This window comes from Actinomadura sp. NPDC049382, assembly GCF_040677125.1.
GTDB classification, from domain to species: domain Bacteria; phylum Actinomycetota; class Actinomycetes; order Streptosporangiales; family Streptosporangiaceae; genus Spirillospora; species Spirillospora geliboluensis.
The window spans coordinates 56,460-68,707 of sequence record NZ_JBFARO010000030.1 but is presented as its reverse complement, the minus strand read 5'-3'; the positions used below and the strand labels follow the sequence as shown (position 1 = coordinate 68,707).

Genomic DNA, 12,248 nt, shown 5'->3' with positions numbered 1-12,248 from the left:
CTTGGATTCGCTTTCTCCCCTGGGTGTCGCCTGTGCATTGTCCAGGGAACGGGGCCGGTTGTCTTGTCACCGCTCGAATGACGGACCGGTCGGCGACCGGCCGTCCCGCTCACTCCGCCAGAGGGTAGGGCTAACTCCCCCATGATCCGCCCCGGTTCGGGGGCTTAGGCCCACTGGGCGGCGGGGCGTCCGGCGACACAATGGTGGGACCGGGAGCCCGGCGCGGCGGGCTGCCCCAGGACCTCGGATCCCTTGGAGGACGGGTGGACGGCAGGAAGCGCCTCATCGACCGGATGAGCGAGATCGCCCGGGGGACGTTCCTCAACGTCCTCCGCTCGGTGGTCCAGATCGTCCTGGCCTACGCGGTGAACCTCCCGCTGTTCATCCTCGCCGTGCTGGCGATCGCCTTCATCCCGCTGGGGGTGGGGATCGTGCTGGCGCCGGCGGTGCTGCTGGCGATCCGGGCGGTGGCGAACCTGCAGCGGACCCTGGCCGCGGACTGGCAGGGCGTGTCGATCCCGGAGCCGTACCGGCCGGAGCCGGCCGGGGCGTCCGGTCCGATCGGGCGCTTGAAGTGGGTGCTCGGCGATCCGGCGACGTGGCGGGATCTGCTGTGGTCGCTGCTGAACGTGCCGGTCGCGCTCGTGCTCGGGGTGCTGGCCGGGGGCATGACGGTGTACGGGCTTGAGGGCGTGTTCTTGGCGTGGTGGGTCGCGCTGCTGACGAACTACGGCTGGGGCCCGTTCTGGATGCTCGACGACTTCGGCGTGGTCGGGTACGTGGGGACGGCCGTCGGCGGCGCCCTTCTGCTGGTGCTGTCGGTTCCGGCGGGCGGGGCGATCCTGAAGGCGCACGCGCAGTTCAGCCGGTCGCTGCTGGCGCCGACGCGGAGCGCGCTGGCCGAGCGCGTGCGGCGGCTGACCGAGACGCGGGCGGAGACGGTGGACGCCTCGGCCGCCGAACTGCGCCGCATCGAGCGGGACCTGCACGACGGCGCGCAGGCCCGGCTGGTCGCGCTGAGCATGAACATCGGCCTCGCCGAGGAGATGATGAAGCACGACCCGGAGACCGCGCAGCAACTGCTCGCCGAGGCGCGGGAGGCGAGCGGGACGGCGCTGACGGAGCTGCGCGACCTGGTGCGCGGCATCCACCCGCCGGTGCTGGCCGAGCGCGGCCTGGACGGGGCGGTGCGGGCGCTGGCGCTGACCCTGCCGCTGCCCGTGGACGTCCACGTCGACCTGCCGGGGCGGGCCGACGCGCCGGTCGAGTCGGCGGCGTACTTCGCGGTCGCGGAGATGCTCGCCAACGTCGTCAAGCACTCCGCCGCGCGGCGGGCCTGGATCCAGGTCGAGCACTCCGGCGGCCGGCTGCTGATGATCGTCGGGGACGACGGGACGGGCGGCGCCGACCCCGCCGCCGGCAGCGGGATGCGCGGTATCGAGCGCAGGCTCGCGGCGTTCGATGGGACGATGGCGGTGACGAGCCCGCCCGGCGGGCCGACCGTCGTCACCATGGAGCTGCCGTGCGCGTTGTCATCGCCGAAGATCTCGCCCTCCTCCGGGACGGGCTGATCCGCCTGCTCGGCGCGTTCGGCTTCGAGGTCGTCGAGGCGGTGGACAACGGGCCGTCGCTGCTGCGGGCGCTGACCGCGCACCGCCCGGACGTCGCGGTGGTGGACGTCCGGCTCCCGCCGACGTTCACCGACGAGGGGCTGCGGGCGGCGCTGGAGGCCCGCAAGGAGATCCCCGGCCTGCCGGTGCTGGTGCTGTCGCAGCACGTGGAGCAGCTGTACGCGCGGGAGCTGCTGTCCGACAGCAGCGGCGGCATCGGCTACCTGCTGAAGGACCGCGTGTCCGACGTCAAGGTGTTCGTGGAGGCGGTGCGCCGGGTCGCGGACGGCGGCACCGCCCTCGACCCGGACGTGGTGGCGCAGCTGCTCACCCGGCACGCCCGCGAGGAGCCGCTGCAGCGGCTGACTCCGCGCGAGCGCGAGGTGCTCGGGCTGATGGCGGAGGGGCGCTCGAACGCCGCCATCGCGGCGAAGCTGTTCGTCACCGAGAAGGCGATCAGCAAGCACACCAACAGCATCTTCGGCAAGCTCGGGCTGCCGCCGTCCGAGGACGACAACCGCCGGGTGCTGGCCGTCCTCGCCTACCTGGGCGCCTGAGCCTTCCCCTCGGCGCGGGCTACCGGGCCCACGGCGGGACGATCCGCTCGGCGCCCTGGGGGGCGATCGCGCACTTGGTGTCGTCCACCAGCTCGTCGGGGTCGTAGGCGAGGCAGCCGGCGTGGGCGGCGACGACCGCGGTGAAGCCGGTGTCGCCGGTCGCCATCTGCCGGGGCACGTCGGCCGCGAGCACGATGGTGTCGCCCGGCCCGGCCTCCATCGTGCGGCCGTCGAGGTCGATGGTCGCGGCGCCGTCCAGGAACGTCCACACCTGCTCGGTGTCGAAGGCGTGCAGCGGGCCGGTCCTGCCGGGGAGCATGTCGACGCGCCAGACGGCGATGCCCTCGGTGCCGCCCTGGGTGGGCGTCGCGAACGTGGTCATGGTGCCGTTCGGCGTCTCGGTGCGGCGGCCGTCGGCGTTGCGGATGAGCGTCACGGGTCCTGATCCCCTAGGTTTGGACAACATGGTTGTCCATATAGTCAACGAGGTTGTCTTTCATGTCAAGCGACGGCACGGCACCTGACGGTGCGGCACGCGGCGGCGGGCCCCCGGACGCGCCCGGCTTCGAGCTTCCGCTGCGGCTCTTCCTCGCCTTCCGCGTGATCGTCGACGAGGTGCACGCCGAACTGGCGCGCGAGGGGCATCCCGAGCTGCGCCCGATGCACGGCTTCGTCTTCCAGGCCATCGGCCCGGACGGCACGACGGCCGTGGAGCTCGGCCACCGCCTCGGGGTGTCCAAGCAGGCCGCGGGCAAGATGGTCACGTCGCTGGAGCGCGCCGGGTACGTCGAGCGCGGCACCGACCCGCGGGACGCCCGGCGCAAGATCGTCCGGCTGACCGCGCGCGGGATCGACTCGCTCGACCGCTCCGCGCTGGCCTTCGAGCGGATCCGGGCCGACTGGGTCCGGACGCTCGGCGCGGACCGCGTCCGGGCCCTGGAGCACGACCTGCGCCGCATGACCCCCGCCGAGCTGTGGCGGCTCGACATGCCGGGCTGGTTCGGATCCGGCTGAACTTTTTCGCGGTCGGTGACCGTACGGGTCCAGGCAGTCGCTTAGACCACTCGCGGCGGGGCCCGCGGGGTTGCCGCAGGCCCTTGAACGCGCCGTTCCGCCCGGTTACCATCCTCCCAATTCTTAGGAAACTTTCCTAAGAGTTGAGCGGGGATTCCTGTTTGATTCGGGGGCCGGACCGAACGGAGAATCATGTCAAGACCGGGCGGACGGCGGGCCATCGCGCTCGCCGGCGCAGCGACACTGGCGGTGGCCACCGCCCTGCTCACGGCGCCACCGGCGTCGTCGGCGGGGACCGTCACCGCCACCTGCAAGAAGGGTTCCGACTGGGGCACCGGCTTCGACGGGACCTGCACCATCACCAACGGGAGCGGCGCCGCCGTCACCGGCTGGAAACTCGAAGCGGACCTGCCGTCCGGGACGTCCATCGGCAACGTGTGGAACGCGACCAAGACCGTCTCCGGGAACCACTACACCTTCACCAACGCGGGCTGGAACGGCACGATCGCGGCCGGCGCCACCGCCAGCTTCGGGTTCGGCGGCAGCGGCTCCGGGTGGTTCACCAACTGCACGGTCAACGGCGCGTCCTGCGACGGCTCGGGCAACCCCGGCGACGACACCGAGGCCCCGACCGCCCCGTCCGGCCTCACGGTCACCGGCAAGACCGCCACCAGCGTGACGCTGTCCTGGACCGCCTCGACCGACAACGTCGGCGTGAAGGGCTACGACGTCTACAACGGCAACACCAAGGCCGCCTCGACGACCGGCACGAGCACCACCGTCGGCGGGTTGTCCGCCAAGACCGCCTACACCTTCAGCGTCAAGGCCACGGACGCCGCCGGGAACACCTCCCCCGCCTCGGCCTCCGTGTCGGTCACCACCGACGACGGCGGCGGCGGCAACCCCGGCGCCGGCGACAAGGTCATCGGCTACTTCGCCGAGTGGGGCGTCTACCAGCGGAACTACCACGTCAAGAACATCCAGACGAGCGGCTCCGCCGACAAGCTGACCCACATCAACTACGCGTTCGGCAACGTCACCGGCGGCCGGTGCGCGATCGGCGACTCCTACGCCGACTACGAGAAGGCCTACACCGCCGACCAGAGCGTCGACGGCGTCGCCGACACCTGGGACCAGCCGCTGCGCGGCAGCTTCAACCAGCTCCGCAAGCTGAAGAAGCTGCACCCGAACCTGAAGATCCTCTGGTCGTTCGGCGGCTGGACGTGGTCCGGCGGCTTCACCCAGGCCGCGCAGAACCCGGCCGCGTTCGCCGAGTCCTGCTACAACCTGGTCGAGGACCCGCGCTGGGCCGACGTGTTCGACGGCATCGACATCGACTGGGAGTACCCGAACGCCTGCGGGCTGACCTGCGACACCAGCGGGCCGGACGCGTTCAAGAAGCTGATGAGCGCGGTGCGGGCCAAGTTCGGCTCCGGCAACCTCGTGACGGCCGCGATCACCGCCGACGCCAGTGACGGCGGCAAGATGGACGTGACCGACTACGCGGGCGCCGCCCAGTACGTCGACTGGTACAACCCGATGACCTACGACTACTTCGGCGCCTGGGACGCCAAGGGGCCGACGGCGCCGCACTCGCCGCTCACGTCCTACCCGGGCATCCCGCACGCCGGGTTCAACTCCACCGACACCATCGCCAAGCTCCGGGCCAAGGGCGTCCCGGCGAGCAAGCTGCTGCTCGGCATCGGCTTCTACGGCCGCGGCTGGACGGGCGTCACCCAGTCCGAGCCCGGCGGCACCGCCACCGGCGCCGCGCCCGGCACCTACGAGGCCGGCATCGAGGACTACAAGGTCCTCAAGGGCAAGTGCCCCGCCACCGGCACCGTCGCCGGCACCGCCTACGCCAAGTGCGGCAGCGAGTGGTGGAGCTACGACACCCCGTCCACCATCCGGGGGAAGATGTCCTTCGCCAAGGACCAGGGCCTGGCGGGCGCCTTCTTCTGGGAGCTCAGCGGCGACACCGCGAACGGCGAGCTGATCGCCGCGATGCGCGGCGGACTCGGCTGAGCGCGATGAGCCGTCTCGGCTGAGCTGTTCGCAGGAAGGGGTACTCCCAGCCCCTCAGCAGGCCGAGACATCCGGGCCCCCGACCAGACGGACGCCGGTCGGGGGCCCGCCCCTTTTCTCGGGCGGTCGCCTGGTTCAGGCGAGGGACTGGCCGCCGTCCACCGTGAGGACCTCGCCGCTCATGTAGGGGTTGGCCATCAGGAACACGGCGGCGGAGGCGGCCTCCTCGGCCGTCCCGAACCGTCCGAGCGGCATGGCGGCGCCCGCCTCGGCGATCGCCGCGTCGCCCTCCGCGCCGTCGGCTCCGTAGCGGCTGCGCAGCAGGGGCGTGTCGATGGCGCCGTAGCGGACCGCGTTGGCCCGCAGCCGGGCCGGTGCCAGCTCGACGGCCAGCGCGCGGGCGAGCGTCTCGACGGCGCCGGCCGCCGCGACCGGCGCGGCCATGCCCGGACGCGGGCGGGCCACGAGGATGCCCGAGCTGAGCGTGATCGAGCCGCCCGGCTCCATACGGGGGACGGCGGCGCGCACGATGTCGAGGACCGCCCCCACCGGAGCCGCGACGGCGTCCCGCGCGGCGGCCCGGCCGAGTTCGGTGACCGGGCCGATTCCCGCGGGGCGCCCGGCCGTCATCAGGACGTGGTCGACGGCGCCGGCCCGTGCGAACACCTCCTCGATCGCGTGGTCGTCGGTGACATCGGCGGGCATCCCGTGCACCTCGGCGGGGGCGCCGGTTCCGGCGGCGGTCACGCGGGCGACGGCGGACCCCAGCCGCTCCTCGTCGCGGCCGACGAGCAGGATGCGCGCGCCGACCGAGGCGAGCAGCCCGGCGGCGGCCAGGCCGATGCCCGAGCTGCCGCCGAGGACCACCGCCGTCCGTCCGGCCAGGCTCGACGGGCGCGGCGAGCGGACGGGGACGGGCGCCGGTGCGGGTGCGGCGGTCGTGGCCATGGGACCCTCCTAAATAAACCATCCGGTTGTTTTAGTGTGATCCCGTGGGCGGGCCCAAGTCAACCGGATGGTTTAATTACGGCCATGGGCTACGACGCCGAGGCGACCCGCCGGCGGATCTTCGAGGCCGCCGCCGCCGAGTTCGCCGCGCGCGGGCTCGCGGGCGCCCGGATCGAGCGCATCGCCACCGAGGCGCGGGCCAACAAGCAGGCCATCTACCTCTACTTCGGCAGCAAGGAGAAGCTGTTCGGCGCCGTGGTGCGGGCCGCGATGGAGGAGATCGGGAAGACGACCGAGATCGACCCCGCCCGCCTGACCGAGTCGGTGGGCCGGCTCTTCGACTGGTACCAGGAGCATCCGGAGCTGATCAGGCTCCTGCTCTGGGAGGCCCTGGAAACGCGGGGCGAGGTCCAGGGCGAGGACGAGCGGCGCGAGGCGTTCCGGCGGAAGGCCGACCGCTTCGCCGGCGCCGCCGGCGGCAGCGCGGAGCCGGGCGCCGGATCGCCGGAGGTCAGGGACCTGATGTTCACCGTCTTCGGCCTCATCGCGTGGAACTTCGCCGTCCCGCAGTTGCGGCGACTGATCCTGGACGAGGACGACGAGGCCGCCGCCCTGGCGCGCCGCCGCGCGGCGGTCCTGGAGGCCGCCCGCGTCCTCGCCGAAGCGCACGGGTCCGGCGGGGCCGGGTCCGCGCGATGATCAGCGCGGTGCTGTTCGACCTCGACGAGACGCTCCTCGACCACGAGGGCGCGGCGGGCGAGGCGGTCGCCCGCCTGTTCCCGGACGTGGACGAGGAGTGGCTCGTCCGGCGCTGGCACGAGCTGACCGAGGAGGCCGTCGACCGGTACCTGGCGGGCGAGCTGGACTTCCCTGGCCAGCGCCGCGCCCGGATCCTCCGGCTCGCCCCGGAACTCGGGCTCGGCGACTGGGACGACGCCCGCGCCGACGCGTGGATCGCCCGGTACGTGGCGCTGTACGAGGCGGCGTGGCGCCCGTTCCCCGAGGCCCGGCGCGTCCTGGACGTCCTGGCGGCGCGCGGCCTGCGGCTCGGCGTGATCACGAACGGGGACGCCGCGCAGCAGCGCCGGAAGATCGGCGCGATCGGCCTGGCGGACGTCCTGCCGTACGTCGTGGCGTCCAGCGAGGCCGGCTCCGCCAAGCCGGACCCCGCGATCTTCCGGACGGCCTGCGCGGGCCTCGGCGTCCCCCCGGAGTGCGCCGCCTACGTCGGGGACCGGCTCGTCACGGACGCGCAGGGCGCCGCCGCGGCCGGGCTCACGGGCGTGTGGCTCGACCGCGCCGGCGGCCCCGCGCCGGGCGAGCCGTCCGTCCCGCGCATCACGACGCTGAAGGAGCTGCCCCGGCTGCTCGCCGGCCGCTGACGCCGGGGTCAGCCCGTCTGCAGGACGGCCTCGATCTCCAGGATGATCTGGACCTTCTCCCCCAGCCCGAGGCCGCCGCCGCCCGGGACCTTGGCGGTGTCGCCGACCCCGAACTCCAGGCGGCTGATCTCGCCCGTCGCGGTGAACCCTGCGCGGGCGCCCTTGAACGGGTCGTCCTCCCGGAACGGGTCGGGGCCGAACCCCTCGATCTCCAAGCGCAGCGGGACCTGCCGGGTCAGGCCGCGCAGCGTCAGCTCGCCGTCCAGGACGAAGCCGTCGCCGTCCCGCCGCACCCCGGTGGAGCGGTAGGTCATCGCGGGGTACTTCGCGACGTCCAGGAAGTCGGCGGACCGGACGTGCTCGTCCCGCGTGGCGTTGCCGGTGTCGACGGAGGACAGGTCGATGGTCGCGGTCACCGACGAGTCCAGCGGGTCGTCGCCGGTCACGATCGTCCCCTCGAACGTCCCGAACCGGCCGCGGACCTTGCTGACCATCAGGTGCCTGATCGTGAAGCCGACGCCGGAGTGGAGGGGGTCGATGGCCCAGGTGCCGGCGACGTAGCCGGGGACCTCGACAAGCTCGGCGGTCATGGTGTCTCCTAGGTTATGAATGGTAAGGCGGTTCCGATCGGTAACCGCTCCCATAGTGCGGAGACCCCCGCGGTCGGCACAAGAAGGCACTTTTTTCTGCCCCGGTAACCTGGAGGGAACCATGGAGCACCACCCGGACCAGTGCCGGGCCCGCGAGATCCTCGACCGGGTCGGCGACAAGTGGTCGCTGCAGGTGATCGCGCTGCTCGGCGAGGGGACCAAGCGGTTCACCGAGCTCAAGCGCGAGATCGAGGGCATCAGCCAGCGGATGCTCACGGTCACGCTGCGCGGCCTGGAACGCGACGGCATCGTCACGCGGACCGTCTACCCGGTCGTGCCGCCCCGCGTGGAGTACTCCCTCACCCCGCTCGGCGCCACCCTGATGGACGCGGCCGAGACCCTCGTCATGTGGGCGGCGAGCCACATCGACCAGATCGACAGCGCACGCGCCGACTACGACGCGCGCGCGGCCGCGGAGGCGTCCCTCGTGAGATCCGCGTCGCAGAACACGCAGACGTAGTGCTCGTCTTTCACGACGTTGAGCTCCCCGCATTCGGCGCAATGCCGGAAAACGAACAAGGCCGTGAATTTCTCGGGCCGCTGAAACCCCGCACGGTCTAGCGCGGCGGCGACGGCGGGCCAGGATTCCTCCCCCGGGCAATACCCGGTCGACTGGTTGCTGACCTCGGTGACCACCGCGCCGTCGAAGGCGATCTCACCCGCTGCCAGGACGTCGCGTCCGCCGGCGCACACCACGTGCTCGCTGCGGCGCGGCGCAATGCGCAGAACCCCGTCGAGAGTGACGACAAAGGTGAACGGCTCGTCCTGGGCCTTCACGTCGGACGCCGACCTGACGGGCTCACCCGCCGTCCCGGGACGGACCAGCGCCCGCAACTCCGGCGGCCCCACATAGGCGTACACATCGCCACCGTAGGATCGTCCGCCGCTCGGCGCACCCGAAAACCATGTGCCGCTCCCCAGGCCGCGGGGTACGGTGGACGGCGATGGTCATTCACGAGGTGGGACGGCGAGCTAGCCGCGCCGAGCTGGGGAACGAGCAGTCGTGCCCGGCCCGGCTCGGCGGTGTGCGCCGTCATCCCATCGACCTCGTGAGGCCGTCCCATGCGCTCTTCTGACATCCGCTCGACCTTTCTCGGCTTCTTCCAGGAACGCGACCACCGCGTCGTGCCGTCGAGCCCGCTCGTCCCGTCCGATCCGACGCTGCTGCTGACGAACGCGGGCATGAACCAGTTCAAGCCGTACTTCCTCGGCGAGACCACGCCCGAGCATCCCCGCGCGGTATCGGCGCAGCGGTGCGCGCGCACGTCCGACATCGAGAACGTGGGCCGCACCACCCGGCACGCGACGTTCTTCGAAATGCTCGGCAACTTCTCCTTCGGCGATTACTTCAAAGAAGAGGCGATCACCTGGGCGTGGGAACTGTTCACGCGCCACTACGACCTCGACCCGGAACGCCTCTGGGTCACCGTCTACCGCGACGACGACGAAGCGCACCGCCTGTGGCGGCGCATCGGCGTCCCGTCCGACCGCATCCAGCGGCTGGGCATGGAGGACAACTACTGGTCGATGGGCATACCCGGCCCGTGCGGACCGTCGTCCGAACTCCACTACGACCGGGGCCCGTCCTTCGGCCGCGAAGGCGGCCCGGCCGTGGACGGCGAGCGCTACCAGGAACTCTGGAACCTGGTCTTCATGCAGAACCTCCGCGGCGAAGGATCGGGTAAGGACGATTACCCGATCCTGGGCGAACTCCCGGCGCGGAACATCGACACCGGCCTCGGCCTCGACCGCCTCGCCGCGATATTGCAGGGCGTCGACACCGTCTGCGAAACCGACCTCCTTTCGCCGACCCTCCGCCTCGTCCAGGAAAGGGCGGGACGCGCCTACCCCGGCCGCGACGGAAGCGACGACTCGACGTCCTTCCGCGTCGTCACCGAGCACTCCCGCTCGATCGCGTTCCTCATCGCGGACGGCGTCCTGCCCGCCCGCGACGGCCGCGGCTACGTCCTGCGCCGCCTGATGCGCCGCGCGATCAGGCACGCGCGCCGCCTCGGCATCGACCCCGCGCTCCCGGACCTGACGTCCAGCGTCGTCGGCACCTACCCGGAACTGGCGCCGCAGTCGGACCTCATCCGCCAGGTGGTCACCTCCGAGGAAGAGGCGTTCGGCCGCACGCTCCGCCAGGGCACCCGCCTCCTCGACACGGCGATCACCCGCGCCACGTCCACGATCTCCGGCCGCACGGCGTTCGAGCTGCACGACACCTACGGCTTCCCGATCGACCTGACCATCGACGCGGCGCGCTCCGCGGGCCTCACCGTCGACGAGGACGAGTTCGCCGAACTCCTCGACCGGCAGCGCCGCCAGGCGCACCGGGCCGGCCAGGACCGCAAGGGCGACGCGGTCGCACGCCAGGACCACTACCGCCGCATCACCGCGCGCCACGGCCTCACGGACTTCGTCGGCCACCACACCGAAACAGCGGAAACACGCATCACCGCGCTCCTCGACCCCACCGGGGAACTCCCGAGCGCGCACGAGGGCGACGAGATCGACGTGATCCTGACCCGCAGCCCGTTCTACGCGGAGTCGGGCGGCCAGGTCGGCGACACCGGAATGATCCGCACCACCGGCGCGACCCTGCACGTCCTCGACACCCAACTAGGACTGGACGGCCTCCACGTCCACACCGTCCGCGTCCTGAACGGCGAGCTGCGCCCCGGCGACGAGGCGGAGGCGTCCATCGACGGCGACCGGCGCGCGGCCACCGCGCGCTCCCACAGCGCGACCCACGTCCTGCACGCGATGCTGCGCCGCCTCCTCGGCGACCACGCGACCCAGCGCGGCTCCCGCGTCGAACCCGGCCGCCTGCGCTTCGACTTCGCGCACTTCTCCCCCGTCGACACCGTCCCCGTCCAGACCCTCGTCAACGACTACCTCCTGGACGACCCCGAAGTGCGCGTCTGGGAAACCAGCCGCTCCTCAGCGAAAAAGGCAGGAGCGCTGGCGATGTTCGGCGAGAAGTACAACGACGACGTCCGCGTAGTCGACATCGGTGACGCGTCCCGCGAACTGTGCGGCGGCACCCACGTCGGCCACGGCTCGCAGGCGGGCCCCGTCCACATCGTCGGCGAATCGTCCATAGGCACGGGCCTGCGCCGCATCGAAGCGCTCACCGGCCCCGACGCCCTCCGCCACTACGACCACCAGACCCACCTGCTCAACGAACTGGCGGCGCTCCTGAACGTCCACCCCAACGAAGCACCAGACCGCCTCCGCCAGCGCCTGGAAACCCTCGCGGCGACCCAACGCGAACTAGAGGAACTCCACAGAACGAACCTGCGCGTCCAGGCCCAGCACCTCACCCCCCACAAGGAACCTCACCCCAACGGCTGGCTCCTGGCCCAAACGATCCCCGGCCTAACCCCCAGCGACCTCCGCACCATCGCGACCGACGTCCTCACCCCGCGCGGCGTAGTGATCCTGGGCACCACCGCCAACGACAAAACCGCACTGGTCGCGGCAGTGGGCACGGACCTCGACATCACGGCACGCGACCTCCTGACCAGCGCCGCCCAAGAGCTGGGCGGCGGCGCCGGCGGCAAGGGCAGGATCGCGAACGCGGGCGGCCGCCACCCCGAGAAGCTCCCGCACGCGATCGCCACGGCCGCGGCCGAAGCCCGCGCCCTCCTCGGCTAGGCGAGCGACCAGGGTCTGATCAGGACTAGACTTCTCCCCGTCATCGCGATCAGCGGTGATGTGCGGGCTGTAGCGCAGTTTGGTAGCGCACTGGCTTTGGGTGCCAGGGGTCGTGGGTTCGAATCCCGCCAGCCCGACCGGGGAGACCGTCCGGCGGCCGACCACCGTCTCCACCCGTCCCCGAAACCCTGTACGCTACGGGTTGGCGATCGAGACCCCCGAGGCTCTCCATCCGCCCGCGGGCGTAGCTCAATGGTAGAGCCCCAGTCTTCCAAACTGGCTACGCGGGTTCGATTCCCGTCGCCCGCTCCCACCGCAAAGGCCCAGGCAGGAACTGTCTTTCCCCGCCTGGGCCTCGCCATTTCCCACGATCGCCACGGCCTCCGCACCCGTTGCGTGCCC

Annotated in this window: 12 protein-coding genes and 2 tRNA genes; 10 read left to right on the top strand and 4 right to left on the bottom strand. The window is 71.9% G+C overall.

The features are described from left to right. Positions 1 to 263: 263 nt before the first annotated feature. The gene (locus AB0K34_RS20135) at positions 264 to 1,571 is read left to right on the top strand and encodes a sensor domain-containing protein (RefSeq protein WP_364550225.1); all 1,308 of its coding nucleotides are present in this window, start codon (positions 264 to 266) and stop codon (positions 1,569 to 1,571) included. After that, a complete protein-coding gene (locus AB0K34_RS20130) occupies positions 1,523 to 2,167 on the top strand; it encodes a response regulator transcription factor (RefSeq protein WP_138632831.1) in 645 nt (214 codons plus the stop codon). Before AB0K34_RS20135 ends, AB0K34_RS20130 begins: the two co-directional genes overlap by 49 nt. Before the next feature lie 19 nt (positions 2,168 to 2,186). On the opposite strand, the gene AB0K34_RS20125 is transcribed toward AB0K34_RS20130, so the two are convergent. After that, the gene (locus AB0K34_RS20125) at positions 2,187 to 2,603 is read right to left on the bottom strand and encodes a cupin domain-containing protein (protein ID WP_364550223.1); all 417 of its coding nucleotides are present in this window, start codon (positions 2,601 to 2,603) and stop codon (positions 2,187 to 2,189) included. 62 nt (positions 2,604 to 2,665) lie between these two features. On the opposite strand from AB0K34_RS20125, the gene AB0K34_RS20120 reads away from it, so the two are divergent. After that, positions 2,666 to 3,181, top strand: a complete 516-nt coding sequence (locus AB0K34_RS20120) for a MarR family winged helix-turn-helix transcriptional regulator (protein ID WP_364550221.1) — start codon at positions 2,666 to 2,668, stop codon at positions 3,179 to 3,181. 192 nt (positions 3,182 to 3,373) lie between these two features. After that, positions 3,374 to 5,206, top strand: coding sequence for a glycosyl hydrolase family 18 protein (locus AB0K34_RS20115; RefSeq protein ID WP_364550219.1), 1,833 nt, complete (start codon positions 3,374 to 3,376; stop codon positions 5,204 to 5,206). 135 nt (positions 5,207 to 5,341) lie between these two features. On the opposite strand, the gene AB0K34_RS20110 is transcribed toward AB0K34_RS20115, so the two are convergent. After that, positions 5,342 to 6,154: an SDR family oxidoreductase gene (locus tag AB0K34_RS20110; protein ID WP_364550217.1), complete on the bottom strand. Its 813-nt coding sequence runs from the start codon at positions 6,152 to 6,154 to the stop codon at positions 5,342 to 5,344. An 84-nt stretch (positions 6,155 to 6,238) separates the two neighbouring features. Between AB0K34_RS20110 and AB0K34_RS20105 the strand changes: the two genes are divergently transcribed. Together AB0K34_RS20105 and AB0K34_RS20100 are read left to right on the top strand one after the other, a co-directional pair. Continuing rightward, positions 6,239 to 6,853: a TetR family transcriptional regulator gene (locus AB0K34_RS20105; protein ID WP_364550215.1), complete on the top strand. Its 615-nt coding sequence runs from the start codon at positions 6,239 to 6,241 to the stop codon at positions 6,851 to 6,853. Continuing rightward, positions 6,850 to 7,536: an HAD family hydrolase gene (locus tag AB0K34_RS20100; RefSeq protein WP_364550214.1), complete on the top strand. Its 687-nt coding sequence runs from the start codon at positions 6,850 to 6,852 to the stop codon at positions 7,534 to 7,536. The genes AB0K34_RS20105 and AB0K34_RS20100 overlap by 4 nt, the downstream gene beginning before the upstream one ends. Before the next feature lie 8 nt (positions 7,537 to 7,544). Here AB0K34_RS20100 and AB0K34_RS20095 read toward each other — a convergent pair whose 3' ends face one another. Further along, positions 7,545 to 8,126, bottom strand: coding sequence for a YceI family protein (locus tag AB0K34_RS20095; RefSeq protein ID WP_138632810.1), 582 nt, complete (start codon positions 8,124 to 8,126; stop codon positions 7,545 to 7,547). A gap of 121 nt (positions 8,127 to 8,247) precedes the next feature. Here AB0K34_RS20095 and AB0K34_RS20090 point away from each other — a divergent pair, with 121 nt between their 5' ends. Continuing rightward, a complete protein-coding gene (locus tag AB0K34_RS20090) occupies positions 8,248 to 8,646 on the top strand; it encodes a helix-turn-helix domain-containing protein (RefSeq protein ID WP_138632807.1) in 399 nt (132 codons plus the stop codon). Here AB0K34_RS20090 and AB0K34_RS20085 read toward each other — a convergent pair. After that, positions 8,580 to 9,047 carry a hypothetical protein gene (locus tag AB0K34_RS20085; RefSeq protein WP_364550213.1) on the bottom strand — a complete coding sequence of 156 codons (468 nt, stop codon included), beginning with the start codon at positions 9,045 to 9,047 and terminating at the stop codon, positions 8,580 to 8,582. The genes AB0K34_RS20090 and AB0K34_RS20085 overlap by 67 nt on opposite strands. 201 nt (positions 9,048 to 9,248) lie before the next feature. On the opposite strand from AB0K34_RS20085, the gene alaS reads away from it, so the two are divergent. The 3 genes from alaS to AB0K34_RS20070 all read left to right on the top strand — a co-directional run bounded on the left by alaS (position 9,249) and on the right by AB0K34_RS20070 (position 12,155). Beyond that, on the top strand, positions 9,249 to 11,846 hold the full coding sequence (gene alaS / locus AB0K34_RS20080; protein ID WP_364550212.1) for an alanine--tRNA ligase: 2,598 nt from the start codon (positions 9,249 to 9,251) through the stop codon (positions 11,844 to 11,846). A gap of 63 nt (positions 11,847 to 11,909) precedes the next feature. Next, a tRNA-Pro gene (locus AB0K34_RS20075) sits at positions 11,910 to 11,983 on the top strand. Positions 11,984 to 12,084: 101 nt separating this feature from the next. Then, positions 12,085 to 12,155: transfer RNA gene (locus tag AB0K34_RS20070), tRNA-Gly, on the top strand. Positions 12,156 to 12,248 lie beyond the last annotated feature (93 nt).

Excerpts from the sequence above, each read along its gene's own strand:
- AB0K34_RS20120 (WP_364550221.1), top strand. The coding sequence starts at position 2,666 with ATGTCAAGCGACGGCACGGCACCTGACGGTGCGGCACGCGGCGGCGGG.
- AB0K34_RS20115 (WP_364550219.1), top strand. The coding sequence starts at position 3,374 with ATGTCAAGACCGGGCGGACGGCGGGCCATCGCGCTCGCCGGCGCAGCG.
- AB0K34_RS20110 (WP_364550217.1), bottom strand. The coding sequence starts at position 6,154 with ATGGCCACGACCGCCGCACCCGCACCGGCGCCCGTCCCCGTCCGCTCG.
- AB0K34_RS20105 (WP_364550215.1), top strand. The coding sequence starts at position 6,239 with ATGGGCTACGACGCCGAGGCGACCCGCCGGCGGATCTTCGAGGCCGCC.
- AB0K34_RS20100 (WP_364550214.1), top strand. The coding sequence starts at position 6,850 with ATGATCAGCGCGGTGCTGTTCGACCTCGACGAGACGCTCCTCGACCAC.
- AB0K34_RS20095 (WP_138632810.1), bottom strand. The coding sequence starts at position 8,126 with ATGACCGCCGAGCTTGTCGAGGTCCCCGGCTACGTCGCCGGCACCTGG.
- AB0K34_RS20090 (WP_138632807.1), top strand. The coding sequence starts at position 8,248 with ATGGAGCACCACCCGGACCAGTGCCGGGCCCGCGAGATCCTCGACCGG.
- alaS (WP_364550212.1), top strand. The coding sequence starts at position 9,249 with ATGCGCTCTTCTGACATCCGCTCGACCTTTCTCGGCTTCTTCCAGGAA.